Origin of the sequence: Mesorhizobium sp. M0761 (assembly GCF_040320205.1) — a bacterium.
GTDB lineage: Bacteria > Pseudomonadota > Alphaproteobacteria > Rhizobiales > Rhizobiaceae > Mesorhizobium.
Window position 1 is genome coordinate 21,240 of record NZ_JAMYPF010000016.1, and the last position, 25,757, is coordinate 46,996.

Annotated in this window: 22 protein-coding genes; 3 read left to right on the forward strand and 19 right to left on the reverse strand. The window is 64.3% G+C overall.

The annotated features are described in order from the left end of the window. Positions 1-132: 132 nt before the first annotated feature. Entirely contained in the window at positions 133-1,155 is a 1,023-nt protein-coding gene (gene tagH, locus NKI32_RS23035; protein ID WP_023692193.1) for a type VI secretion system-associated FHA domain protein TagH, read from the reverse strand. 271 nt (positions 1,156-1,426) lie between these two features. Here tagH (NKI32_RS23035) and NKI32_RS23040 point away from each other — a divergent pair, with 271 nt between their 5' ends. The 3 genes from NKI32_RS23040 to NKI32_RS23050 are packed head-to-tail and all read left to right on the forward strand — an operon-like array spanning position 1,427 to position 5,367. Next, the gene (locus tag NKI32_RS23040; RefSeq protein WP_353003736.1) at positions 1,427-3,760 is read left to right on the forward strand and encodes a type VI secretion system Vgr family protein; all 2,334 of its coding nucleotides are present in this window, start codon (positions 1,427-1,429) and stop codon (positions 3,758-3,760) included. 7 nt (positions 3,761-3,767) lie between these two features. Further along, positions 3,768-4,193: a DUF6484 domain-containing protein gene (locus tag NKI32_RS23045; protein ID WP_023682625.1), complete on the forward strand. Its 426-nt coding sequence runs from the start codon at positions 3,768-3,770 to the stop codon at positions 4,191-4,193. A 10-nt stretch (positions 4,194-4,203) separates the two neighbouring features. After that, positions 4,204-5,367, forward strand: a complete 1,164-nt coding sequence (locus NKI32_RS23050; RefSeq protein WP_023704807.1) for a hypothetical protein — start codon at positions 4,204-4,206, stop codon at positions 5,365-5,367. Positions 5,368-5,400: 33 nt separating this feature from the next. Here the strand turns inward: NKI32_RS23050 and NKI32_RS23055 are convergent, their stop codons facing one another. The 18 genes from NKI32_RS23055 to tssA all read right to left on the reverse strand — a co-directional run bounded on the left by NKI32_RS23055 (position 5,401) and on the right by tssA (position 25,516). Beyond that, on the reverse strand, positions 5,401-6,447 hold the full coding sequence (locus NKI32_RS23055; RefSeq protein ID WP_023682623.1) for a hypothetical protein: 1,047 nt from the start codon (positions 6,445-6,447) through the stop codon (positions 5,401-5,403). Further along, positions 6,435-7,526 carry a DUF2169 family type VI secretion system accessory protein gene (locus NKI32_RS23060; protein WP_352625549.1) on the reverse strand — a complete coding sequence of 364 codons (1,092 nt, stop codon included), beginning with the start codon at positions 7,524-7,526 and terminating at the stop codon, positions 6,435-6,437. Before NKI32_RS23060 ends, NKI32_RS23055 begins: the two co-directional genes overlap by 13 nt. 3 nt (positions 7,527-7,529) lie before the next feature. Then, complete coding sequence (locus NKI32_RS23065) at positions 7,530-8,009, reverse strand: hypothetical protein (RefSeq protein WP_023682621.1); 480 nt, start codon at positions 8,007-8,009, stop codon at positions 7,530-7,532. Positions 8,010-8,027: 18 nt separating this feature from the next. Next, positions 8,028-8,477 (reverse strand): hypothetical protein, encoded by a 450-nt coding sequence (locus NKI32_RS23070; protein WP_353003738.1) that lies wholly within the window; start codon positions 8,475-8,477, stop codon positions 8,028-8,030. A 3-nt stretch (positions 8,478-8,480) separates the two neighbouring features. Next, positions 8,481-9,347, reverse strand: coding sequence for a DUF4150 domain-containing protein (locus NKI32_RS23075; RefSeq protein WP_023682619.1), 867 nt, complete (start codon positions 9,345-9,347; stop codon positions 8,481-8,483). A 5-nt stretch (positions 9,348-9,352) separates the two neighbouring features. After that, a complete protein-coding gene (tagF, locus tag NKI32_RS23080) occupies positions 9,353-9,889 on the reverse strand; it encodes a type VI secretion system-associated protein TagF (protein ID WP_023682618.1) in 537 nt (178 codons plus the stop codon). Beyond that, positions 9,871-13,407: a type VI secretion system membrane subunit TssM gene (gene tssM / locus NKI32_RS23085; RefSeq protein WP_353003740.1), complete on the reverse strand. Its 3,537-nt coding sequence runs from the start codon at positions 13,405-13,407 to the stop codon at positions 9,871-9,873. The genes tagF and tssM overlap by 19 nt, the downstream gene beginning before the upstream one ends. A gap of 1 nt (position 13,408) precedes the next feature. Beyond that, positions 13,409-14,734 (reverse strand): type IVB secretion system protein IcmH/DotU, encoded by a 1,326-nt coding sequence (icmH, locus tag NKI32_RS23090; RefSeq protein ID WP_353003742.1) that lies wholly within the window; start codon positions 14,732-14,734, stop codon positions 13,409-13,411. A 4-nt stretch (positions 14,735-14,738) separates the two neighbouring features. Continuing rightward, the gene (gene tssK / locus NKI32_RS23095) at positions 14,739-16,073 is read right to left on the reverse strand and encodes a type VI secretion system baseplate subunit TssK (RefSeq protein WP_353003744.1); all 1,335 of its coding nucleotides are present in this window, start codon (positions 16,071-16,073) and stop codon (positions 14,739-14,741) included. A gap of 158 nt (positions 16,074-16,231) precedes the next feature. Next, positions 16,232-16,684 (reverse strand): type VI secretion system lipoprotein TssJ, encoded by a 453-nt coding sequence (gene tssJ / locus NKI32_RS23100; protein ID WP_023714855.1) that lies wholly within the window; start codon positions 16,682-16,684, stop codon positions 16,232-16,234. Between the two features lie 3 nt (positions 16,685-16,687). After that, positions 16,688-18,160, reverse strand: a complete 1,473-nt coding sequence (gene tagH / locus NKI32_RS23105) for a type VI secretion system-associated FHA domain protein TagH (protein ID WP_353003746.1) — start codon at positions 18,158-18,160, stop codon at positions 16,688-16,690. Next, positions 18,160-19,200, reverse strand: a complete 1,041-nt coding sequence (gene tssG / locus NKI32_RS23110; protein WP_023815188.1) for a type VI secretion system baseplate subunit TssG — start codon at positions 19,198-19,200, stop codon at positions 18,160-18,162. Before tssG ends, tagH (NKI32_RS23105) begins: the two co-directional genes overlap by 1 nt. Beyond that, positions 19,164-21,038, reverse strand: a complete 1,875-nt coding sequence (tssF, locus tag NKI32_RS23115; protein WP_352655720.1) for a type VI secretion system baseplate subunit TssF — start codon at positions 21,036-21,038, stop codon at positions 19,164-19,166. Before tssF ends, tssG begins: the two co-directional genes overlap by 37 nt. Positions 21,039-21,041: 3 nt before the next feature. Continuing rightward, positions 21,042-21,797: a type VI secretion system baseplate subunit TssE gene (tssE, locus tag NKI32_RS23120; protein WP_023673715.1), complete on the reverse strand. Its 756-nt coding sequence runs from the start codon at positions 21,795-21,797 to the stop codon at positions 21,042-21,044. Beyond that, on the reverse strand, positions 21,784-22,233 hold the full coding sequence (locus NKI32_RS23125; protein ID WP_023673716.1) for an Hcp family type VI secretion system effector: 450 nt from the start codon (positions 22,231-22,233) through the stop codon (positions 21,784-21,786). Before NKI32_RS23125 ends, tssE begins: the two co-directional genes overlap by 14 nt. Positions 22,234-22,285: 52 nt before the next feature. Next, complete coding sequence (gene tssC / locus NKI32_RS23130; protein WP_023682611.1) at positions 22,286-23,791, reverse strand: type VI secretion system contractile sheath large subunit; 1,506 nt, start codon at positions 23,789-23,791, stop codon at positions 22,286-22,288. A 3-nt stretch (positions 23,792-23,794) separates the two neighbouring features. Continuing rightward, on the reverse strand, positions 23,795-24,331 hold the full coding sequence (gene tssB / locus NKI32_RS23135) for a type VI secretion system contractile sheath small subunit (RefSeq protein ID WP_023673718.1): 537 nt from the start codon (positions 24,329-24,331) through the stop codon (positions 23,795-23,797). A gap of 6 nt (positions 24,332-24,337) precedes the next feature. Then, complete coding sequence (gene tssA / locus NKI32_RS23140) at positions 24,338-25,516, reverse strand: type VI secretion system protein TssA (protein ID WP_353003748.1); 1,179 nt, start codon at positions 25,514-25,516, stop codon at positions 24,338-24,340. Positions 25,517-25,757 lie beyond the last annotated feature (241 nt).

Genomic DNA, 25,757 nt, shown 5'->3' on the forward strand with positions numbered 1-25,757 from the left:
ACCAACCGTACCCGCGTGCTCAATCGTCGTATGTGATCGTAGTCTCAGAAGGTTGCGATGGAAACCCGGCGCAATTTTGGTGGCCGGCCCGTGCTCGGGTCGCCTTCACGGTGTCTTCAGCGGTGCGCGGGCTTAGCCCTTGCCGGTCTTCTGTTTGGCGGCCTTGGCATAGGCTTCACTGAAATAGGTGAGGAATATGTCCAGCATGCCGTTCTCGTGCGCTTCCTCCTTGGCCCGCCAGGTCGCGACCAGCGCGTCCCAGGCGCGCGTCTTCTTCGAGGCAAAGGAGGATGGCGGCAGTTTTTTCGCAATCGCCTCGGGCGACAGATCGTCAAGCAACCGCGACAGCGCTGCCTGCATGGCGGCGAAGGTGGCGAATTCATGTGTTTTGAGGTCGTGGAAAGCGTCTTCGATGCTGTGCCTGGCATCGAGATAGCCGGCCCTGCGCCGCGCGAACATGATGTCGAGGATTTCGTCTGTCCCGGGCACGAACTTCAGCGGATTGTTGTCGGCGGAATTGATCATGGTCCGGTCGCTGGTCTTGGCCAGGACTTTTGCAGCGGCGCGCGCCTTCAACAGCAACACCAGCTCGTCGACGACGATGCGCAGCACCGCGCCGATCTCGCCGGCTACCTCCTGCGGTTGGCGCAGCAAAAGCACCTCTGGCGGAATGCCGGCGCCGGCGGCAATCGCGCGCAGGATCTCGTCGGCTTGCTGCGGCCGGCTGGAGACCGAAGCGGGTGGCGCGGTCGGTGACCGTGGCGATGCGACATGGTCTGGAAAGGATCCGGCAACGGGCATCTGCCGTTGCGTCGAACCATGGCCACCGAAGGCTGGGTTCCCGTCATCGATCGACACCGAGACGATATAGCGGCCGATCCGGAGCCGGTCACCTTGCGCCAACCGATGCGGGCCGGTCAGGCGCTGGCTCGACCCGTTGACGAATGTGCCGTTGCGCGAGACGTCGTGGAGAAAAAAGGCGCCGCCTTCGTAGCGGATTTCGCAATGTCGGCCGGAGATGAACTTGTCCGGATCGGGCAAGGTCCAGGCGCAGTTCTCCCGCCCGATCTCGAAGCCGCGGTCGCGCGATGCGTAGCCGGGCGGCAGCCCGGCAGGCAGGACATCGACATTGCTGATCTGCAGACTGATGAACATGCGCTATGGACCGTCGACCGCTGCCGTTTCCATTGATCCGATGTGCCACAGTCTAGCAGCTTGCGGGCACAGCGGGAGAGCGGCGTTTCACACTGGCGAAAGCGGCGCAAACAGCAACGGCCTGCCGCTTGTCCTCTTTGGTCTGCCATAGAACATGTGGTAGGCTCAACATGGCTTGGGTGGCAAGTTGCGAAATATCCCTGAACGTGAGGTCGTTAACACAAGAAGGGCTTCGAACCTGCCACACTAGCGCTCAGGAGGGGCACGACCCATGCCGAGTGAACAACGCGCCGCGCTTGTGCAGACGCCGGTCGGCGCCGAACTGTTGACTTTCACGCATCTCGTCGGCCGCGACGAGATCAGCCGCTGCCTTGCCTACACCGTTGGATTTGTTTCGACCAATGCCGATATCGACCCGCTGAAGATGCTGGGCGGCGCCGTTTCGATCGAAGGCGAGGCCGACCCCAAGCGCTGGTTCAGCGGCCTCATCGCCGAGTTTCGCCTTACCCGCATCGAAGATCGGCTGGCTCACTATGAGGCGGTCGTCAGGCCGTGGCTGTGGTTCCTCGGCAATACCACCGACTGCCGCATTTTCCAGGACAAGACCGCCGTCGAGATCGTGGAGGAGATTTTCTCCAAATATGGCGGCATCGCCAAGTTCGAGAAGCGCTTGCAAGGCTCCTATCCGCCGCGCGAATATTGCGTGCAGTACGACGAGAGCGACCTCGATTTCGTGCAGCGGCTGCTCGAGCATGAAGGCATAATGTACTTCTTCGAGCATGCCGAGGGTGAGCACACACTGATCCTGGCCGACGCCATGAGCAAGCTCAAGCCGGCGCCGGGCTATGAGACGGTGCTATATCAGTTCGAAGGGCAGGGCTCGCGCCGCGACGTCGAATACATCACCGACTGGATTCCAGGCAGCGCGGTGCGCCCCGGCGCCTATGCCCACACCGATTATGACTTCGAAAAACCCGCCGCCGATTTGATGGCGAAGTCGGCGCAGCCCTTCGGCCACAAGCAGGCCGCGGGCGAGAACTATCGCCACCCCGGCGCGCATCTGGAAGTCGGGCGCGGCGACAGCCTGGCGGCGATCAGGCGCGAAGAAATCCAGGCGCCACACCTGCGCATTGCCGCCGTCGGCACGGTGCGCGGCCTGTTCTCCGGCTGCACCTTCAAGCTCGACGGCTTTCCGCGCGACGACCAGAACAAGGAGTATCTGGTGATCAGCGCCGAGTACCGGCTGTTCGATCCGGGCTATCGCGCCGGCGTCGACACCGATGGCGAGAATTTCAAGGTGGTGCTCGGTGTGGCGCCGACCTCAGTTGCTTATCGGCCGCCGCGCATCACGCCAAGGCCGATCATGCGCGGGCCGCAGACGGCGACCGTGGTCGGTCCGTCCGGCGAGGAGATCTTCACCGACAAATATGCCAGGGTGAAGGTGCAGTTCCACTGGGACCGCCTCGGCAAGAAGGACCAGAAGAGCTCCTGCTTCGTGCGGGTGTCGCAGACCTGGGCCGGCAGCGGCTGGGGCTTCATCCAGATCCCGCGCATCGGCCAGGAAGTCATCGTCGATTTCATCGAAGGCAATCCGGACCTGCCGATCATCACCGGCCGGGTCTACAACGCCTCGCAGATGCCGCCCTACGGACTGCCTGGCAACGCCACGCAGTCCGGCTGGAAGTCCAACTCGTCGAAGGGCGGTGGCGGCTACAACGAACTGATGTTCGAGGACAAGGCCGGCTCGGAGCTGGTCAACTTCCAGGCGCAGAAGGACCACCACCTTCTGATCAAGAATGATCGCCAGAAGCTGGTCCAGCACGACCAGTCCGACCGCATCGACCACGACGCCAAGCACTCCGTCGGCCACAACCTCGACGAGGACGTCGGCAACAACAAGACGGTCAAGGTCGGTGTCGACCAGACCACCAATATCGGGTCGAACGACACCGAGACGGTGGGCAAGAACCGCTCACTGACGGTGGGGGTCGATGAGACGATCAACATCGGCTCGAACTCGACCGAGACGGTCGGCGCCAACCACACCCAGACCGTCGCGATTGTGCAGACGGTGACCGTTGGCGCAGCACGCGTCGATAGCGTTGGTGCATCCGAGACCCGGACCGTGGGCGGTCCGCAGGCGAACACGATCGGTGCGACGCGGTCGGTCACTGTGGGCGCGGCGCAGAGCCACGATATCGGCGCGGCTGATAGCTGGAACATCGCGGCGGCGCAAAGCGTCAATGTTGGCGCCGATCAGAGTTTCACCATCGGCGGGGCACAGTCGTCGCAGATCGGCAAGGGCAGGTCGGCAAAAATCGCTGCGGACGACGCAACCGATGTCGGCGGCGGGCACGCGCTCAAGGTCGGCAAAGGCAGCGGAATCCAGATAGCCGAAGACAGTGTGATCAAGGTCGGCAAGAATCTGATGATCGAGGCGGCCGACTCGATCACGCTCAAATGCGGTTCGGCCTCGATCACGATGAAAAAGGATGGCACCATTGTCGCTGATGGGAAGGATATTACCCTCAAGGGCAGCGGCAAGATCACCGTCAAGGCCGACGGCGAGGTGATCGTCAAGGGCAGCACGATCAACAACAATTGAGGGCATCATCATGGAAGTGCTGGAGCGTATCGACGGCGTCGTGATCGGCCTGCTGATCGGCTTCCAAGGCGGGGCGCCGCTGGTTGTCTTCGTCGGCAATCCGCGCGAGACCGCGATAGCGGCGCGCAGCCTGACGGAGCTGGACGTTTCGGCCGTCGGATCCGAACTGGCTTTGCTCTTCGAGGGCGGCGACCCGGCGCGGCCGCTGGTGGTCGGGCGCATCGTCGATCCTGCGCCCCGCGGCAGGAGCCTCGAAGTCGTCCGCGACGGCGAACGTGTCGTCATCAACGGCGATGAGCGCATTGAACTGCGCTGCGGCCTGGCATCGATCATTCTGGAGAAGAATGGACGCGTGACCATTCGTGGCACCCAGTTGACCAGCCAGGCCAGTGGCACCAACCGCATCCGCGGCGGGGCCGTGCATCTTAACTGAGGCATTGCCGATGCACAGCATCGCGACCATTGCGGCGATCGTGGACCAACACGCCGAGGACGCGGCGTTCCTGTGGCTTCGACGTCGTCTGGAGATCGACGGTCCAATCCTCGACGAGACCGATATCGGCCGCATCGACCAGCGTCTCGAAGCCAATCTCGAAGGGCTCATGGCAGCCGGCAAGGCCGGTTGGGAAGCTGCTCAAGCGCGCTTCGCCGACTACGCCGAACCGGGCGAGATTTTCGTGCTTGGCACTCTGGCAATGCGTTGGAGCGATGCCAAATTGGTGACCTCTGCAATCGACGCGGGCGCAAGCCTAGGTGACGCCGGCATATCGAGCCTGTCTGCCGCGATCGCGCGCACGCCGGGCGAAAACCTGCGCCCGTTCGTGGCGCAGTGGCTGGACACGCGCGACGCGCGGCTGCGCTGTCTTGGGCTATCTGCGCTCTGGCATCATCGCGTCGATCCGGGACAGCGCCTGCATGATCTGGCCAGCCATTCCAATGCGAACGTGCGTTGGCGCGCCGTCCGGCTCGCCGGCGTGCTCAGGCGGCGCGACCTGCTTCCGGAAGTCCTGGCTGGGCTTGACGGCGAGACAACGAAAGAACGTCTTGCGGCCGCCTTCGCTGCTTGCCTGCTTGGCGAGGCTCGGTCCGCGCACTCGGTGATCGACAAGATCGTGCTGACGGAGACGGACCATGCGCAGGCGGCGATCGAGTTGCGCCTGCTGACGACGCCGCCGAAGGCCGGCAAGGCCTGGCTGCAATCACGTCTCGGACAGCCTGTCTTGCGCATCGCGGCCACGGCATCGATCGGGCTGCTCGGCGACCAAGCGGTGGTGCCGTGGCTGATCGAGAAGATGCGCGAGCCGGAACTGGCATCCGCAGCGGGTGCAGCACTTCGCGATCTGTTCGAGGTGGACTTCGGCGACACCGACCTTTTCGTTGCCGATCCAGCTGTTCTTGGCGAGGGGTTTGCCCAACTCGACGACAGCTCGCTGCCGGCCGCCGATCGCGTCGAAGCATGGTGGGACGAAGGGCGCGGCGGGCGCAACCATCGTCTGTTCCGTTCGATGCGCAGGCTCAGGGTGGATGCGTTGCGCGCGGCAATCGCCACGCCCGAGGCGCCGCTGGCAGACTGGCGCAGGACACGCAAGTTCCCGGCGTGGATGTGATCGCTTTCGCCGAGGGAAGGCTTGTCCCTCCGTTCAGCGTTGGCGGAGGTCGGTAAGCGCGATCGCCGACCGGTTGCCACCCTCGGATGCAAGCTCGCAGGCTGCGACGCGGCCCGGCGCGTAACCGCTTATAAAACTGTCGGCCGCCAGCATCAGAACAAGTGCCGCACTAGCGGCTCCAATGTCGCCGACCGTCATCGCAGGGTAGGCTGTCGGGAATATCTCGCGGTGCGTGCGGTAGAAGCGCGAGCGACCGACCAGTTGTTCGAGCCCGCTGTACCGTTCCCCGTTTCCATTGCTGACAAGGAACTCGATATCGGGTTCCTTGGGTCCGGACCCGCTGAAGGCAGCAAGCAGCGAAGCCACCATCGCACGGCCTTGACTCTGGCGTTCGGAAAGAACGCTGTCGATCTCTTGAGCCAGGCCCGCCCCGCAAATCATTGCAGCCGGCCCGCTCCCCGGCGCTCGCGTCAGGCGCACGAAGACAGCGCCCTCGCCAGGGACTGCCCCTTGAGCATTGTTTTCGGATTTCAGACGATTGGCTCGCATCAAGCGCGCAATGTCGGTCCCGTTGACGAGGCTGTCCACACCACCCAGCAGCACCTGCGCGACGGTCCCGGATTCTAGCATGTCGCCGGCATAGTCGAGCAGTCCGGCGCTGGCTGCGGCACCGCCGTCAAATACGCGCGAGCCGGCATTGAAGCGCAGGCCGCATCGCTCGAAAATGGCATTCAAAAGGCGCCCCCGCTCGACTTCTTCATACGCTGGATGGTCGCGGAAACTCTCCGGCAGCGCGAGCAGAACAGCGGTCTGGTCCGGCGTTGCCTTGTTGTCGAGCATCGCCTCCTTGAGAGCGCGGGCGCCCATGCTGGCGAGCCATACCCCGTCATTGCGTCGCAGGCCCGCCTTGGCTGGAATGCGTGCCACGATCTGTGTGGTGGGAAACGGCTCTGAAAGAGGCACCTCCTGAAATGCTGACAGGTTGGCGCGAATGGCTGAGATGGTCTGGCGCGCGTTCAATCCAGCAGGCGTGACGGCGCCACCAACCGAGATGTAGAGCGGCCGCTTCACGGCTGCCACGCCGAGCGATCGCGCAGGGCCCCGTCGCCGCCGAGAAGATTGAGATAGAGTTTTCGCTTGCGGCGCGCATTGATCCAAACAGGAGAAATGTGGCCGAAGGCGATTTCCCGCAGCGCCGGCACGTTGCGCCGGATTACCACTGCCAAACGAGCCTTAAGGGTCACGCGCTTCAAGTCAGGCTCGATGAGCACGGTGTCAGGCTTGAACGCGTTTTCTTCTACACGATCGTCATAAATGAGCCGAAGCGGGGCCGTGATGCGCGGCAGGCGGAAATCCCATCTGCCCGAAGCCGTCATGCCGATCACCGTGATATCCTCGCCGTTGCCGATGCCGGCCATCTGCTGATCGGCTGGGGCGCACATATAATGCCGCGTGTCGAAGTCTTTGGGAGCGAGCGGCCATTGGGAATCGAGCCAAGCCTTGTCGTAGGTTCCGGCGAAAGCCAGGCGCGGTTGCCAGCCCCGGCCAATCGTCCCGAATCCCGCCGGCCTCAGGGATTCCCCAGGTCGGGCTTGCGCTTCGCCCGGATACATGACGTTGGGCGCCTCGGTTCTGACCGCAGGATCTGCAGACCGGGCGTTATGGTACCCCACGCCGACTGGGTTGCGCTGGTCCGTGCGCAAGTCTTCCAAAGTGCCGCCATAGGTGCGTTCATAGACGATCGGCATGGTCCGGAAAGGCGCCGGTGCGCTGTAGCCGCCGGAGTCGTAGATCCGCTCCCCGACGACCTGCAATACCTTGCGGATCGAGTTACCGACACGCAGGCCAACCTGCATCTCGCGTACCGGCCTTCCATCCGGCGCGTGCGCGACGCCATTCACGATCACCTCGGCGCCAGGCTTGACGGGCGCGATGTCCGCTTCGTAGCGGGTCGATGAAAGGGCCGGATCGCCAAAAGGCTCATCGCCAAAGATCACCGGCACCTGTTCGGCCGCTGGCTGGAATTCCTTTCCTTCATCCGTCGCCGTGAAACTTGCCGATAGCATGACAATCAGAGTTTCTTGGCCGTCAGCATTCAATTGGACGTGCGTCGCGGCGGCGAAGGGTGTCCTGTTTTCCAGCCAGACATCGAAGGCCATCGTTCAGCACCACCGGCCGTTTTCATCAAGCCCGATCGGCCAATAGGGCATGGCCGTCAGCAGTTCTACATATTCCTTGTTGCCTTCATCGACGACCCATTGCAGCAGGAACACCTCAGGCGCGAGGCGGTCGGCCGCGGGCAGCGTTTCCCCCACCGCAACGCATCGCAGCCAGTATTCCCGCACGAGCCACACCACCGCCGGATGATTCGCCGGGCCGGCCGCTGCATCATCCAGCTGGGCCGTGATCGCTTGATTGACGGTCAGGCCGCCATCGACCAGTTCGTCGAGGCCAGCTTCCCAGATCTCGGAAGCCACCTCGAACGTCTCCTGCAAGTCAGCGAGGTAGGCCTTGAACAGGGACCTATAGGCAGCAGAGGCCTCGCGGCGCGAGAGGCGGATTCCATGATCGGGACCGACAACGTCCTGGGGTGCGTTGAGAAGCCGGTTCAGGCCGAGTTCGACACTATGATCAATCCGCATTGCCATCTTCTTCTAGCCTCAGCACATTTCGAGAGATGGATCCTCGCCGATCGGGACATAGACGAAGTACTTGAAGTACTTGAATAGTTCCGTGTCGTATTCGGACATCATTTCGACCAGCAGCAGATTGGGCGGCACGGGACCGCTGGCGTCCGCTTCGTCGCCATCCTCACCCCAGTTCGATTCATCGTCCTCGTTGTCATCATCGGTCTGTCGGGCGTACCGTTCAAGGTTCAGGCCGTGAACCTTGAAGTAGTGCTTGCGGTAGATCGCCAGAATCCGTGGATGGGCCACCAGCCCGGCGGGCCAATGCAGATTGGCTATGTTCTCACCGGAGGCGTTCAGGCGCTGCTGCAGTGCGCCCCACCATTCCTCGATCGCCGGCATGACGGCGTGGAGCTCTGCGGTCCACGCATCGATTATCGCCGTATAGTCAGCGTCGAGATCGGCAAAACCCGTTGCACTCATCGCCTAGATCCCCCGAGCGTTCATGAACTTCCTAATCGCCTTGTTGTCCACCTTCGACTGCCGGCCCGGCTGGCTGTTGCTGTGGCTGGAGCAATGCGGCCTGACGTAAAGCGCTTTCATCGCATCCTTGAAGCCTTGTGGGACGATCTCTATATTGCATCCACCCGCGTACCACGCTGCCTTCTGCGTCGGCTGGTGATCGGCGATCAGCGGGGCTTCCTTCCCCGAAATTTGCCGGTTGACCTTGGCCTCCAGTCGCTTGATCGCGGTCTTGTTCTTGCCGGTCGTGCGTTTCTTCAACCTGTCAAGGTTACGTTTGCATTCCCAGCATGGCCGGTTCTGAACCTTGGCTTTCTGCGGGCCTGTTGGCTGGGTGTAATGATCGTCGTAGCAATAATCGGTCGTGCATTTCTTCTTCTCTTTCACCAGAAGAGCATTGCGGAAGTTGACCAAGGCGGCGGTATCGATGGTGTTCGGGAGTGGACTTGCCGTGTTCTGCTCCATGGTGTCGCCATGGCGGCAGACACCCTTACCCTCCACCTTGACGACGAACGACCAGAGCTTGAACACTCCCTTGCCCTTGATCTTGTGCGTTATGACCCCCGCGCCGAGGCCTTGGGTGGCCGGCTCGTTGCCGGTGCTGGTCGCAACCTCCGACGAGCTTTCGAGCGCGGTCGGATTGCCTTCGATCTTGACGCTCTTACTGCCTTTGGTGAGATCGCTGGAAGACAGCATGTTGACGTATGGAACCGGAACCGGGCCTGCCGGCGGGGAAGGCGGGCTCAAGCACACATCTCCCGGCGCCACGCCCTTGCCGCCGCTTCCTTTGTGGAAGAAGCCCATGCCTTCAGCAAAGACTGTGCTGCCCATCAGAGCTATTCCGTCTCAGGGCGCGGGGCGCGCATTTTCGGCAGGGCGTTGGCCGCCAGGTCGTGAATATCCGAGAACGCGAACTCATGCACCGACCAGTCGTCGAGCCAGAAGCCAATCCGGTTCGGATCGCCATGGCTGTTGCTGGGCGCGGCAAGGTTGGCCAAGCCTTCGGCTATCCAGGACTGCGTCCTCTGCAATTCGACCGCTTCATCAACGATTGACGCAACGCCGTCGAACCATGCATCGTCAGGTGCCGGTGTAGCCCCAATCCCGATGATCGCGAACGGATAGCGGCGTCCCACGCGGTCCTCGCTCATGCGCCATGCGCCGGCACAGGGCCGGTCGCCGAAAATGCCGCTCTTGACGATGAAGCGCCAAACACGCGAATCCAATTCCCCCTCGTCTGGCCTCTCGCGCAACTCCATCGACATCCAGCGGTCCCAGCGGTCGATGAAGGTCCGCGGCAGGTTTACGGCAACGAAATCTCCGGTCGCCGGAATCTTGCCGAAGAAGCCGATGTTCAGATCTGCGGCGGACATGAGAATTTCTTGAACATCTGGAGGTTGTAGGGGTTCTCGACACTGGCCGCCTTCAGCTTGAAGTCGGCGTACATGCCTTTCGTCCCCAGCCGCAGGCTGTAGACGTCGGACAGCGAGGTGCCGGTAAAGCGGCCGCCGCGCAGCATCCTCAGCCACGCCCAGCTACCCGTCTCGTTGAGCATGATTTCGGGCGAGCCGTCGATCGGCTGGAAGGCGAGCGAGATGACGCCGGTGCCGTCCTTGCCGGGCCAGGTCATCGGTTGCGGCCGCGTCGCATTGTTGAAATAGACCAGGTTCTGGCCGTCGAGATTGAGCGTGACACGGGTGACGTTGGGCGACAGGTCTGTCGGCTCCAGCGTAAAGGCCATCACCGGGCCCTGGCCGCCAGGGAAGAGATCGTCGCGAATGCGCCGCGCCTGCTCGAAGGCGGCAAGCGCCGACGGATCGAGTCCGAAATCGGCGCGCCATTTCCATGGCTGCGCCGATGTGTCGACATAGCCGAGCAGATGGTCGTTGATGAAGCCGTCGATCATGCCCGCCGGTCCGAACAGGCGGGCGAAGTCGCGCACATTGACGTCGACGGCGCTGTCTGGGCTGAACGGATAGCGGTCGTTGAGCGCGGCCTGGCAGAAGGGCAGGATATCGGCGCGCCAGATGGCGTTGAGCTCGGAGGCCACGGCCTTCTGCGTCAACCCGCTGGTGTCGCCGGCAATGCCGCTCAGCCAGGTGTTGACCGGGTCGGGCAGGATCTGTGCCTGGCGGGCGACGGCGCCGGTCAGTTCGGCCAGCCCGCCCTGTTTCTTGATCGCGTCCTGCGGGTCGGGATTGGCGGTCACCGTTTGCAGCACATTGGACAGCGCCGTCAGCGCAACGACCGCGGCATCGAGCGCCGGCGGCTGGCCGTCGACCTCGGCAATCGTGCTCTTGAGCGGCTTGAAGTGTTCGGCCACCAGCGTGCCGGTCAGGTCGACTTCGCTGGCCGATCCTGCGCGCGGCAGCAGCTTGGCGCCAGTCTTGACGATCTTGCCCAGTTTGCCGAGTTTGCCCAGCAGTTTCGAGCCGCCCTTCGCCGCCGCCTTGTCGTCGGTCGGCGCCTCGTCCGAGCGGGTGAGGTCGACCTCCTGGACCACCGCCGTCAGCAGCCGCTTCAGCGCGGAATCGGCGCTGGAAAGGTCTTTCAGATTCTCGCTGGCAATGTTGAGGTCGCTGAGCGGCGCCAGCCGCATGTCGCGCAAAAAACTGTCCCACTGCGCGATATAGTCGTCATAGTAAAGCTTCAGGATGTCTTCCGACAGCGCCGACACCGAGGTCTCGGAGTTTTCAGAACAGCCGCCGGCAAACACGGCGCGGTCGAGTGCCGCCTGGGCGGCGACATCCTCGACCCGGTCGAGGATCGCATCGTGGAAGCCGTCATAGGTGAAGGCGCCTGATATGCCGACGCGCAGCGTCTTGTCGGAGCGTCGCGAAAACACCTTGGCGCCGTTCGGCCCGGCGAAATTGGCGGGGATCCATTCCTTCAATCCGGCCACCGCCGGATCGGCCAGCAATTGCTTGTAGGCCCGCGCCGGCAGCGAGATCGTGCAGACCGTTTTCAGCGCTTCGGCGACCAGCGCCTGGTCGGGTGTGATGTAGCTATCATCGACCGCCATGCGCCGGATCGCGGCCAACTGGTGTTCTTCGGCATCGGCGGTCGGGAAGGGCGCGGCCGGCGCGAATTCGGGCAGGTCGTTCACCCACCAATTCTCGACGAAGTCGGAGTCCATCTGAGACAGGCCGGTCATCATGCGGTAGGTCTTGAGTGCGCCCAGCATGAAGTCCGGATCGCGGATCTGCCGCCACATGGTCGCTTCCAGCAACGCCACCATGCGCGGCTCCAACACGTTGCGCAGAGCGTGGTCATAGGTGTCGGTCTGCGCCCGCATCATCTCGGCCGAAGCCGATGGCCCGAGCAGGTCCTGCGCCTTGTTCGGAGGCGCAGTCCTGGCATTGACGACTTCGTCCATGGCGGTCAGCGCAACGTCCATAGCCGGCTGCAGCACCGAGGCGGGCGTCGCGGCGGTCGACGTCAGCGGCGCCTGCAGTGCTTCGAACTGGCCGGCTTGCGCGGCGATGGCGTTGCGGTTGTCGTAGTAGGACCAGGTGAACAGGCCGCCGGCGAGTATGGCCGCAGCCGCGCAGGCAGCGGCGGCACCGCGCCAGATCCAGCTGCGGCGGCGCTGCGCCAGCGGATCGAAGGTGCCAAGCCCGGCCTCCTTGAAGATCACCTCGGTCAGAAGGTTCTTGAGGAAGAAGCTGCGCTTCTCGAAGCGCTGCGCCGGCATCGTGCGTCGTGCCGGCAGGCCGAAGGAGGAGGCCAGCGCCGCGGTCAGCCGGTCGATCGGCGCGCCTTCCTGGGTCGCCGAGGTCAGATAGAGGCCGCGCAGCCAGGCTGCCTCCTCGTAGCGGCTCTCGCCGAACATCGCCTCGACCAGCACCTGGATCGGCTCGGACAGGCTTTGCAGCTGTGCGGGAAAGCGGAAGATCTCGGCCCGTTCGGCCAGCTTGTCCTCATCCTCCAGCCGCGGCACCAGCCGCTTTTCCAGCTCCCTCGACAGCGTCGTGATTTCGCCCGCGATCGTCTTGGCGTCGACGCGTGCATCGAGCGGGAAGGTCGTCCCCCATACCTGTTCGCGCGCCGCCGTCGACAGGCCGCCGAAGAAGGCCTCGAAGCCTCTGATCAGGTCGGCCTTGGTCAGCATCAGATAGACCGGCAGGCGGATCTCCAGCCGCTCCTCGAGTTCGGCCAGGCGCCTGCGGATCTTGCGGCCATGCGCCTTGACGGCTTCGTCGCCCTCGGACAGCGCGTCGATCCCAAGCGCAACGATGACGCCGTTCAGCGCACGGCGGCCACGGTGCTTCTTCAACAGGTCGAGGAAGCCCAGCCATTCCACGGCGTCGACATCGGGCTGGCTTTCCTGCTGGACATAGCGCCCGGCGGTGTCGATCATCACTGCGTTTTCGGAGAAGAACCAGTCGCAGTTGCGGGTACCGCCGATGCCCTGCAGATCGTCGGTGAGGTCGATCGGAAAGTTGAGGCCGGATTGGCGCAAGGCCGTCGTCTTGCCGGTCGCCGGGGGGCCGACGATCACATACCACGGCATCTCGCGCAGGAACTTGCGGCCGCCGAGCTTGCGGCGCTTCAACTCGACCATGACGTCCTGGAACTTGGCGCCGACCGCGGCGACGTTTTCCTCGCCCGGGCTGAGCCGCTTTTCCTCGACCGGGGCGGAAATCTCGGCGACGAACATGCGGTTGGCGCGGATCGCGCGGCGCTGCGCGACGATCAGCCAGATCAGCCAGAAGATCACCAGAAGAGCGATGATGACGATGCGCACCGTCTCCGACGCCATCGGCACATAGTCGCCGACCCGTACGATCGGGCCGAATACCCAGATGATCAGCGACAGCAGCGCCAGGCCGATCAGCGTCCACAGGAAACGCGAAGTCAGGACCGCCCAGAGGAAGCGCAGGATGAACATGTCACAGCCTCTTTTCGACCAGCACTTCGACGCGGCGGTTCAAGGCCCGCCCTTCGCGTGTGCCGTCGTCGGCCACCGGATCGGTGGCGGCCCGGCCTTCGGAGCGCACGCGCTCCTTCGGCACGCCGTTCTGAATCAGGATATCGGCAATTTCCGCGGCGCGGGCTTCCGACAGCCGCTGGTTGGTGGACAGTGGGTTGGTCTTTTGCAAGGGAACGCCGTCGGTGTGGCCGACCACGGTGATATCGCCGATCAGCTCCTGGTTTTCTAGGATCACCTTGGCGACCGAGGCGATAAGCGGATCGAAGCCGTCGGACAGCTGCGCCCGCGACGACTGGAAGAGTTCGGGGTTGGAGGCCTGAATGACCAGCCGGGCCAGCGACACGCTCTCCGTGCCGCTCAGCGCTCTCTTGAGCTCGTCCGGTGCTGCCGCCTGGAACTCCGGCAGCAGCGCGAAATCCACCGCCACCGGCGGCGGCGCGTCGACCTTCGGCGAAGTGCGGGTTACATCCGTACGCGTCGGCGGCGGCAAGGCGCGAACCAGCCCCGAAAGCTCGACCGCCTGGCTGCTCAGGCTCATCGACAGGCCGATATGGATGGCGGTGGCGATCACCGCCGCCGCCGCAACCATCACCCAGATCGGCACGATGAAGCGCTGCGGTTCGTCGGAGGCGATCACGCCCTTCCAGTTGGGCGACAGCGGTGCGCCTTCGGCGTCGCTGTCGCGCAGGAAACGCGCTGCAGCCACCCGCACCGCATTGAGCGAACGGTCGCCGGAGCGGCCCGGCACGCGATATTTGCCGCGGAAGCCGAGCGCCATGCAATGATATTGCAACTCCAGCATTTCGCGGTCGCGATTGGGATGGCGTTCAAGCTCTTCGAGCCGGGCGAAGAACTGCGCGCCGGCATCGACGTCGCCGCGCAGCATCACCACCAGCGGCTGGCGTGGCCATGCGCTGGCTCCGCCCCACGGCGTATTCAGCGCCAGATCATCGAGCAACGCAGCCACCAGCCACGCGGCCTGGTCGGCGCGCTCGAGCGAGGAGCCCTGCGCCATGGTGGTGTCGCGGCAGCGCACAAGTTCGTCGAGCAGCCTGGTGCGCAGGGCTTCCGGGTTCTCCGGCGGCTGCGCGTTTTCGAGTTCGGGTGCAAATTCCAGCAGCGGCGAGAACGCGTTGACGAGCACGTTCGGATGCGCGCGCGCGGAGCGTTTCGCGGTCACCCCTGACGCCGGCAGCGGCATGGCGCGCGGCGTTGGCGCTCCGCTCAGCCGAATGCGCGTCCGCTCCCGATCCTCGGACAGTCCGAATGGATCGTCCCTGCTCATCATCTCACCTGTTGACCGAGTAGCAGTCGACCTGCGGTTCGCTGGGCAGCACGCCCGAAACGCCGATCACGAAACCGGGCGCTTCGAGCAGCGAGGCCCAGTGCTCGCTTTTCTGGTCGAGTTCGAGGCACAGCCGGTCGCCGTCATAGGGAATTTCGCGCGGTTGCGAATGCAGGGGCTTCAGCGGAATGCCGGGCAGGCGTGATTTCCACAGCCCTTCGAATTCGCTGGCCGAGCCGACGGTCGCCTGGTTGACGAAAATCTTGCGCAAGGCATCCTCCGACAGTTCGGAGCCGATCCGCACCACGATGCGGCTCGCCACCAGAAGTTTCGGGTTGTCGATGCGGATCTTCCACACATTGGTGGCATGGCGCATGACCGGCAGGGCGCGCGATTTCGGCTCGATGTAGCGCAGGCTGAGGATCAGCGAACGCAGCGCATCGGCCAGCGCCGAATAGGCGGGTCCGGGCGCCATGTGGTCGTAGACAGGCAGTTCGCCGAGCCGCCTTGCGCTCGAGCCATAGGTCGCCATCGAGCCGGCGAGACCGGCCAGCTCCATATAGACCTCGGCTGGATGGAAGACATCCTGCGCCAGCATGTGCGCCAGCCGCGGCCGCGCGGCGTTGACCAAATTGAGGATCAGAAGATCCTCGACGCTGCGCCCGGGGCCGCCCAGCACCATCTTGCCATGCGCCTCGGCGATCTGGTCGAGTCCGGTGACCACTTCCTGCAGCAGCCGGCTGTACCAGGACGCCGCGCCGATGACCAAGGTCGGCGGCAGGAAGGTGTCGTCCAAGGCCACGCCGCCATCGGCGCGCACGCCCTTGAGTTCGGCCACCGGCAGCGCGGTGTAGCCGCCGACGGCCGTGCCCGGCGCCAGCAACAGCGCCTGCGGCCGTGCGATCTCGATTTCCTCGGGATCGGAGCCGCCATGCACGGCGTCGCGCACCGACACGATCCGGCCGCGATAGCGCGCGCCGGACGGCTCGGCGTGAGCGGGGTCGAAGCCGACGCCGCCTGGCGGCTCGAGCGGCAGCGCTATCAGCACCGGTCCAGCGCCCATCTCCGGCGTCACCGCCAGCGGCCGCGGCGCATCCATCGTCTCGGGGATCGCGAACGGCGTCCCGTCTGGAAAGATGCCGCGTGCCGAGAGCACCGAAATCTGGCCGGCATCGAGCTGTGCCTGATCGAGCATCAGCGTTCGAAAGCCGAACGTATGCAGATGCCCGGCCTGCAAGGCGCCGCGCACCGTCGCTTCGAAGAAGCGGTCCTGTTGCTGGAAATGCTGGGTGCGGAGGAACAGTCCCTCCGACCACAGCACCCTGTTTGCATCGTTCATGCCGGCACTCTCTGCTTCCTGCTCATCGCCTCGCGCGGCTTTGCGGATTCGCCGCCCAATGCATGTCGCTCAAAAGTGGTCACGGTTTTGAGAGAACGACATGCATAAAAACAAAGACCTAAAGCGCGTCGCCTGAATCCGTTCAAACGCGACGCGCTTTAGGCGGAAATGCCGCCGCTGCCGAGCTTCACATTGACGGTGAATTTCGATCCCGACGAAACCGATTTGGTGGTACGCCAGTTGCGTCCGCCGGGTTCCCTGATCAGCGCGACGAAGCCGAGTGCTGCCACTTCCGGCTCGACCGTGATGGTCTTCGATGCGGTCTTGCCGGGTCCGACGGAAATCGTGTCGGAGCCGATGAGATCGCCGCCAAGTGCGGAGCCGGCACCGCCCTGCAGGGCGAAATAATCGGCCGAATTGAAGGCGCCGGTGCTTTTCAGCCGCAAGATCATCACCGTCACCGGCCTGTCGCCGCCGCCCGGTCCCGGGTTCATGCCGGCGCCGCCGGCAAGATTCACTGTGATGACGGATGGTTTGGGCGGGCCGCTCTGGCAAGCCGTCAGCAGTCCCGTCGCCCCGATGGCAAGGATAAATTCGCGTCTGTCGATCATGTCTCAGTCCTCCTCATATGCATCACGAAAATCAGCGCCGATCTCGCCCAGAAAGCGCGTCTCGGCGCTGTGAGCGATTTCACGGTGGCGTTTCTGGTACAATTCCCAGAGCTTGGCGCCGCGCCCGCCGGTCAGCAGATTGCCGATCGCCGAGCTCGACTTCAGTTCCTGCTCGATCGCCGCCGGATCGAAGCGGTCGATCATGCGCTTGAGCGCGCCTTGCACGCCGCGCCAGGCGCGAACGTGATGCTGCGCCAGATCGCGCACCGCGTCCTTGATCGCCGCTTCGGCGCCGAGGAAACCGGGGCTGCGCTCGGCCAGAATGGTTACCAGCGCATCGTCGACCGAGGGCAGGAATTTGAGCGGGTTGACCTCGGACGCGCCAACCACGGTCTGCGCGACGCGAGCGTTGCCCTTCTCTTCGGCGCGCTTGCGCAAAAGCTGCATCAGCCCATCCATCATCAGCCGGTACTCGCGGCCGAATTTCTCCATGTCGGCAACCGGATTGCGGCCGGGAAAGCCGGCCTCGTCCATACCCATGCCGCGCAGGAAAGCAGCGCGAAGGTCCGCGTCCGGCTGTCCGGTCGATGGCCGTGCTGCAGCTTGCCGGACAGGAGGGCGGGGCGGTGGTTGCGGGGTTGGCTTGGGCGATGGCTCGGCCGCGCGAGCCGGCAGCTCCCACGGCGCCGCGGAGGGAGCAGGCGAGGCCGCATCGATTGCGCCGCCATCCGTCGCGCCTGCGTCGAGACTGGTGGACTCGGCCGGGCCAAAACCAAACCCGTCATCGTAGCCCGGCGGCTTCTCAGGATTGGATCTGCTCGGCTCTCTCGACAGCGGCGCGGAGTCGAGGCCGAAGGGATCGTCGAACGATGGCTTGGCGCCGTTTCTGTCAGTGGGCTCGGCCACCGGCGTTGCCACAGGGTCGAGGCTGAACGGATCGTCGAACGCCTGCGAGCTGCGTTCATCGGACCGCGCACGCGCGAATGCGCCGGGCACCGGCTTTTCGAATGGATCGGGCAGGTTGGCAGGGCGTGGCCGTCCCGGCTCTTCTTCCGTGGTGGACGAAAAGAAATCGTCGCCGCCGAGGCTGACCGGCGCCCGCGACGCCGCCGGCTTACTGGCAGGCGCTGAAGGCCTGGAGGCCGGCGCCTCGGTCTTCGCCGTCTGCAAATCGACCCACACCACATAGTCGCCCAGTCGCAGTCGCATGCCGCTTTGCAGGCGCGCGGTATTTCCCGCGCCGAGCGGGCTGGCGGCATCGTCGATGAACAACCCGCTGCTGGAGGTATCGGTGACGAAATAGCCGCCCTGCTTGCTGGTGATCTTGCAGTGGGCGCGCGAGACGAACATGTCGGGATCGTTGATCTGCCAGTCGGCGTCGGCGCTGCGGCCGATTACCAGCTCGCCCTCGTCCAGCCGCGCCTGCCGCGTGACTTGCGCGCGGGGTCCCTGTTCGAGCGTCAGCAGCAGGCTCATCAGGCAACCTCTTCCCGCCAGCCGACGATGGTGCGCAGCCGCAAGTCTTCGGCATCGCCTCGCGCAGGGTTGCGCGCCAGCCAGGTGGTGCGGGCAAGCTGGACGGTGCCGAGCTTTGCCGGCGGCACTGCCTTTGCCGCAAGCACGATCCTGAGATCGACATCGATGGTCTCGCCGATTAGGTCGCGCACCGCCTGCTTCAACAGCTTCAGCCGCTCGCCGCCGGGCAGGAACGCCTTGTAGTCGATATAGCTGAGCGCACCGATGCGCAGTTCGATTCGGCTTTGCCGGCTGAACGAGCGCGGGCCGATGGTGGCGCTGCGGCCGAGTGTGGCATAGCTGCCGGCCAGCCGGCTCTGCAGCGCCTTGGGAATGGTCATCCAGCCGCCGACGAATTCCTTCAGCACCACCGGAACCTTGAAGGCTTCGGCCAGGAACAGCGTCAGTCGCTCGGGGCCGTCGACTTGGGCAGCGAGCGAGGCGGCCTGGCGAAGTTTTACTGTATCGAGTTCGGCATCCTGCGTGCCCGGCAGCCCGATGCCGGCCATCGCTTCCAGCATGGAACGGACGCGGCCGCCGACACCGCGTTCGACCTGCACAGCCGGATGCGCATCCGCCCAGGCCCGATAATAGAGCGCGATCATCCTGTGCTGCAGGATATTGACAAAATCGACGAAGGTCGTGTCGCTCGTCTGCCGCGCCTCGGCGCCGGCATACCAGCGTTGCGACAGGCGATCGAGCACCCAGCGCGTCAGATGCAGTGGCATCGGCCCTTCGGGTCCGAGCAGGCCGAGATTGTTGACCGTGACGCGTGCCGGCGACTTGTCCGTCGGCTCGCGGAAATCCACCACGTCCTGCACCGCGAAGGACAGCCGCACATTCTGGCCGAGCCTTGCCGGCTCGCGGTCCGGCCGGCCGGAATGGCCGAACAGGCCGCCTTGCCGTTCGAGCCGGCGCAGCAGTTCGAAGAAGTCGAAACTCTCGGACAGGGTTGCGGCTCGCTCTAGATCAGGTAGCGATTGCCGGGCGTCATCGGCCATGGCACATCCTCCTGTTTCTGGAGCAATCGCGTGCGCGTGCGCACGAACCCGTTTATTCCGGCATGACGGGCAAACAGCCGCGACAGCAGCCCCGACATCAGCAAGGTGCTCTGCCCAGCCAGCACCGACTGGTCGACATGCAGCGTCACCTCCGTGCCGCGGCCGAAGCACATCGGCCCTTCGATCGCCAGCCTTTCGATCACCGCGCGCGAGTCGATGCGCACGATCGAGCGCACATTGCGGGCGAGCCCGGGGTCGCCGCGCTCGGCATAGAGATCGAGCAGCGCGTGCAGCGGATCGACGCCGCGGCCTTCCTTGGCCAGGCTGAGGAAGTTCAGCGCCAGCTGCGACACCAGCCGCCAGGCCAGATCGTCGGCGCGCGACTCGCTGTCGGCGCCGGTCGGCAGCGCTGCCGGGATGGCCGGCTGCGGCGAACGCAGCGCGCCGAGCAGCCTGACCGATTCCACCGGGTCGCCCGCTTCCAGCGTCAGCGTTGGCGTGTCGTCGAGGATGGCAAGATCGCGGTTTGTGCACAGTGCCACGACGTCGACGCGCTTGAGCGGCCGGTTGGCCTGACTGTTGACTGGGCGCGACACCGCCAGGAAGACGTCGTCGCCGGCATAGGAGGTCCGCGTCACGCCCTGGCGCCGCTCGTCCTCGGTCGGCCGGCGCGGCCGCCGCTCCGTCGAATAGACCCAGCCGCTGCCGCGATTTTGCCCAAGGCTGAAGAGTTCCGGTATCTCCGCGTCGGGTCCCTCGGCATCGGCGTCTTCGACGCGGATGACGCGGTAGATTTCAAAGTCGCGCGCCCGCGTGCGGTCGGCATGCAGCACCTGGCGTGTCTTGCGCTGGTCGAGCTCGACGATGTTGCACTCGCGCTCGAAGAGATTGATGATCGGGGTGGCGAAGAGATCGAAATCCGCCGGCGTCAGATCGGCGAGTTCGGGCACCGGACGCCGGAACAGGAAGATGATTTCGAGCCCGGCCTGGCATTTGCGCACGACCGGCAGCAAGCCGGTGACGCGCCCATAATGGAAGCGCTCGGGCATCATGAAATATTCGCGCAGCAGGCGGTAGCCTTCGAAGGTCGGCCGCGTGCGCGGCATCAGCGCCTCGGCATCGGCAATGCCGACCATCTCCGGCGGCGGTAGCGGCGACAATGGATTGGTCTTGCCTTCCGGTCGAGCGCCGACACCAGAGCAGACTCCGAAGATGGCGTCGAAGATTAGCGGCGCCTTGGTGCGGTTGGCGAAATAGAAGTCGAGCCGGTCGAGCGCCAGTTCGTCGAGCTTGCCTTTGCCGGTCCGCGCCAGCGTGATGCGAAGTGCCGCTTCGCCGGCCTTGCCGGCGATCGGGCCGATGCCGGCGGCGGCAAGCGCGCTGCGGTCCTGGAAATAGCCGACCGAACTGATCGCGATCGGAAACAGCGTCATGTCCTGCGCGGTGGTGAAGGTGCAGCGTGTCGACAGGCCGGCCTGCAGGCTGGAGACCAGCCGCGTGCCGCGCTTGACGACGTGGCCGGCAAGCATTGTCTGCACCTGCTGGCCGGGCTTCAGCACCACCATGGCGGTTGCCGGCACCGGCGTGACGAGATCGGGATAAAGCACGTCGAGGATGCTGCGCGAAAACCGCGAGCGCTCGGCATCCACCTTCAGGCGCGTGCGCGCGGCGAGGAAGGCGACGCCGTCGAGCAGCCGCTCGACATAGGGGTCGGGACACGGCACCGTATCCAGCGACAAATTGCGGGCAACCGCCGGATGCATGTCGGCGAACTCCGCCGCCAGCCCGCGTATGTGGGACAGTTCCTCCTCGTAATATTCTACGAAGACCCGGTCCATCTCTCAGGCTTCCCTGAACTCGGTGCGCGCCAGTCCGTTGTCGAGATTGATCGTCGTGCGCAGGCGCATGCGCTCGGGCGTCGGCGTCATGATCAGCACGGCGTCGATCTCGATCTTCAGGCCGGTCTTGTCGCCGAGGTTGACCGTGACTTTCGTCGCGCTCTCCTTCAGCCGCGGCTCGAATGCGGCGAGCACGGCGCGGATCTCGCGTGCCAGAACATCGCGATCGAAGTCGCGCGACGACCGGCCGGAGAAGGACGGCACGCCATAATTGACAACGCTGCGGCGCACCTCCGGAAAGTCGGCCAGCGATGTCGGACTGTCGGTCATCTGCTCGGCCTCGAGATCGGATAGCAGCGGCGCGGATTCGAAACGCTCGGTGTTGAACAGCGCCTCGATGTCGCGCCGCACGGCCTCGCGCAGCACATCGGGCGACACCACGATGCCTCGGCTTTCAAGCTCGCCACGGTGCCGGTTCTGAAACGCCAGCCGGTGCAGCCGGCGCTTCTGATCGGGGTTCAATGCGTCATCGGCGTCGATGCGCCTCGGTCCGTCTGCCAGCAGCTCGTCCAGGCGCTCTGCGCCAAGCTCCTCCTGCAGAGCCTGCCTGAGCCCGTCTATCTCCGAGCTCAGGCCCGGCAGATCGTTGACGAGGCGGTCCCACAGCGAAGGCTGTACCGCCTCGCGCTTGGCCCGTGAACCGCCCGCCTGTACCTTGTCGGCGGCAGGGCGCTTTGCTCGCCCCTCACTTGCCGACATAGACATCCATTTCGGCTTCGTCATTGTCGTCATAGACGAACTTGATCTTCTTGTAGGCGAAGGAGACTTCCTCCTGGATCAGGTCGGCTTCATCATCGGCCTGCGACATGTCGTATTCCATGATCGAGGCGTCGGTCAGGGTAACGACCAGATAGTCCTTGCTCTCGCCGTCGATGGTCCGCCGCGCGGAGAATTTGACCTCGTCCAGCGCCTTGTTTTCGAACAGGGCCTTGGCCAGATAGGGTGAGGCCTTGTCATAGTGCTTGGTGAACTTGATCATGCCCATCGACACGCGGCCTCGGCGCGAGAGGGAATTGGGGTCGTAGGGCGCGACCATCTTGTAATCGACGCCATGGATTTCGATCTCGTCGTCATGGCCGTCGCGTGTGCTAGGCCCCTTGATATCCGGAACTTTCAGAAAACCGTCGATCTTCATTGTGGGCATTTTCGTTCTCCACCGCTTTCAAACAAAGGTTTGGTTGCTGCAATCAGGTCTTCACGGACGGCAATTCCGACACCAGCCTGAGCGAGGCGTTGATGCCCTCCAGCTGGTAGTGCGGGCGCAGATAGAAGCGGGCGTTGTAGTAGCCCGGCCGGCCCTCCACGCTGTCGACCTGCACCTCAGCGGCGGCAAGCGGACGCTTGGCGCGCGCCTTGTCGTCGGCGAAGGCCGGGTTGGCCAGCACGTACCGGTTGATCCATTCGGTCAACCAGATCTGCATGTCGGTGCGTTCCTTGAACGATCCGACCTTGTCGCGCGCAATCGCCTTGAGGTAGTGGGCGAAGCGCGAGACCGGGAACAGATAGGGCAGGTTGGCGGAGAGCCGCTCGTTGGACTGGGCGTCGGGGTCGACCAGGCGGCCCGCCCGCGTCTCATCGTCCTGCAGCGAATGGGCGCCGATAAAGGCCGCGAGATCGGTGTTCTTGCGGTGCAGGATCGGCATCAGCCCGAGCTTGGCCAGTTCCGCCTCGCGCCGGTCGTCGATGGCGACCTCCGTCGGGCATTTCATCGCGATCGAGCCGTCATCGGTCGGGAAGGAGTGCACCGGCAGGTTAAGCACAGTGCCGCCATTTTCGACGCCGCGGATCTGGGTGCCCCAGCCATAGAGCTTGTGGCTGCGGTTGATGTTGACGCCCATCGGGAAGGCAGCGTTCATCCAGACATATTTGTTGTGATCGCCCTGCACTTCCTCCTCGAAGGAGAAGCCCTTGACCGGGACTGTCTCCGAGCCGTAGGGCAGCCGCGCCAGCACGCGCGGCATGGTCAGCCCGATATAGCGCGCATCCTCGCTCTCGCGCAGCGATTGCCACGAGGCGTAGGCCGGGTTGGAGACGATCTGCTGCAGGTCCTGCGGGTTGGGCAGTTCCTGCCAGCTGTCCATGCGGAACAGCCGTGGCGAGGCGGCGGCGATGAACGGCGTGTGCGCCGAGGCGCAGATGCCGGAGATGTTGCGCAACAGGCCGACGTCGCGCGGGTGGTTGGAGAACTCGTAGGCGCCGATGACGCAGCCGATCGGTTCGCCGCCGAGCATCGAATACTCGTCGGTGTAGACTTTCTTGAAGATCGGGCTCTGGTCCCACATCTGGCCTTCATAGTCTTCGAGCGTATCGGCCAGCTGCTCCTTGGAAATGTTCATCACCCGGATCTTCAGCTTCTGATCCGTCTCGGTGTTGTTGATGAGGTACCAGAGGCCGCGCCAGGTGCCTTCCATCTGCCGCACTTCCGGCGCGTGCAGGATTTCGTTGACCTGGGTCGTCAGCATCTTGTCAATGCCGGCGATCAACGACTTGATCGACTTGATCGAGTTGGACGAGATCGTCGTCGTTTCGGAGCGCGACTGCGCCGCCAGCGCCAGGTTGCGCACCAGCTGCTGCAGCTTCTCGCTGTCGTCCTTCTTGACCTTGAAGTCCTTCTCCAGCAGCTGGCTGAATTCACCGAGATCGACGGCCTCGGCCTCGGCGACGGATGCTGCGGTCTTTTGCTGTTCGGCCATGATCTATTCCTCACCCTTGTCGTCGGACAGCGCCTGGGCGGCGATCTGGCCAAGCAACGGCTGGTTGTTCAGCAATTGGGCTATGCGCTTTTCGGCATCGACGCGGCCGTCCATGAAGCCGAGCAGCTCCTCGAGCTGGCGCCGCATCTTGAGGATTTCGGCCAGTTGCGGGACCTGTTCGGCGATCTTGTCGGGGGCGAAATCGCCCATCTTGGTGAAGGTCAGGTCGAGCGCCAGTTCTTCGTCGCGCTCCTGTCCCTCGGCCTGCGGCAGCGTGTTCTTCACCCGCGCCTTGACCCTGGGTCCCAGCGCTTCCATGAATTTGGGGAAGCGGTTGGCATCGGTCTCGACAAAGGAACGGTCGAGCACCGTCTTGGACGCTTCCCTGGTCTGCGATGCGCCCGACAGGTCGGCCATCACGCCCATGACGAACGGCAGTTCGATCGTCGTCGGGCTGCCGTAGGTTTCGACATCGTAGGCGATCTGCACGCGCGGGGCGCGATTTCGCTCGATGACCTTCGCTTTGCTTTCGGCTGGCATGTGTTGCTACCTTTCATCCTTCTGGGCAGTCTTCTTGGCGTCGGGAACGCCGGCGAGCAGCCGGAATTCCTTGAGCCCCGACGGGGCTAGGTCTTCCATCAGTTCAACGAAATCCATGTGCACCATCCTGCGCACCCGGCGGGCGAGATGCGGGATCGGACTCGACGGCTCGGTGCGGTCGTAGAACGCGACCACAAGGTCGAGGCACTTCACCACATCGTCGCGCGAGGAAATCCTGTCCGGGAGCCCCGCACCGGTCTCCGCGTAGCTTGCCATCGTCTCGGCTCCATGACCGTTTCTGACCGGCGCGGCCGGGCTTGCCGGGGGAGCAGCCGGGCTGGTAGCCCCCTTCGTCGCTGCCTCTTCCGTGGTCTCGACCGCCGTGTTGCGTTCCAGCGTCGTCAGCACGCGCTGCAAAAATCGTTTCAGGTCCGGGACGGCAGCCCCGTTGCTGTCAAGACGGGCATTCAGGGCCGTATCGACCGCGTCGAGCGCCTCGATCGCTGCGTGCGCCCCGGCGATGAGCGCTGTCATCTGTTCACCGGCCTGGTCCTGATGGGCGGCACAACCGCTGCCCACCCGGTTCAGGAGCTGTCCGTGCGCGCTGACCAGCGCTGCCTTCTCCGTGGCATTCAATCCCGATGCCGCTTCCTGAAGCATGACGCGATCGTCGAGCGCACCCTGTTCGAGATCGCGTCCGCTGATCGGCCCGATGGGACGCGGCGCGAAGAAGACCATCTGCCTGAGGTTCGCCAGCAGGCCTTCCTGGCCGTTCTGCAGGTCGGCCAGCGCGTTGAGGCGGCGCAGGGCGGCCTCGCGTGGTTGGGGGCTGGCCCGCAGCGCCGGGTGCATCGTCTCCCAATGCGTCTCGAAGGTCCTTGCAATCAGGGTCAGGCCCTGTGCCAGTCCGGCCAATCCCTCTTCATTGGCCAGCGCCCGGGCGACAATGACAAGCAAGCGCAGGTCGCGGCCATGCGAACGCAACTCCTCGGCCTTGCCGAGCACGGCAGGCCAGTCGACCGGAATGGTCGATTGCGCGGCTGGCTTGTTGCGCCCGTCATGGACGACCTTGACCTGCGGCTCCGTGAGCCGCTCCAGCTCATGAAAAGCCGGATCGTTGCGCAAGTCTTCGCCTGACGGATTTTCACCGTCCAGCGGAGCAAGCCAGAGTGCGAGATCGATCACAGATACCCCCGGCGACCGGCTCTAAAACCGTACGTGACCCAACGTTAGCACACGGTTGCATATTCCCACAATTCGCCATCCGCTCAAAAGTTAACGAGCGCTAATGAATGTCGGTGCAACTGCGTCTCGGATGGCGCAATTCATGGCGTGCTTGGCCAACCTCGTATGTGAAGCGCATCGCATAGGATTAGAAAAAATCGTGGTTGTCTGCATTTGGCGGCGCGGGACTCTCCACAAAGGG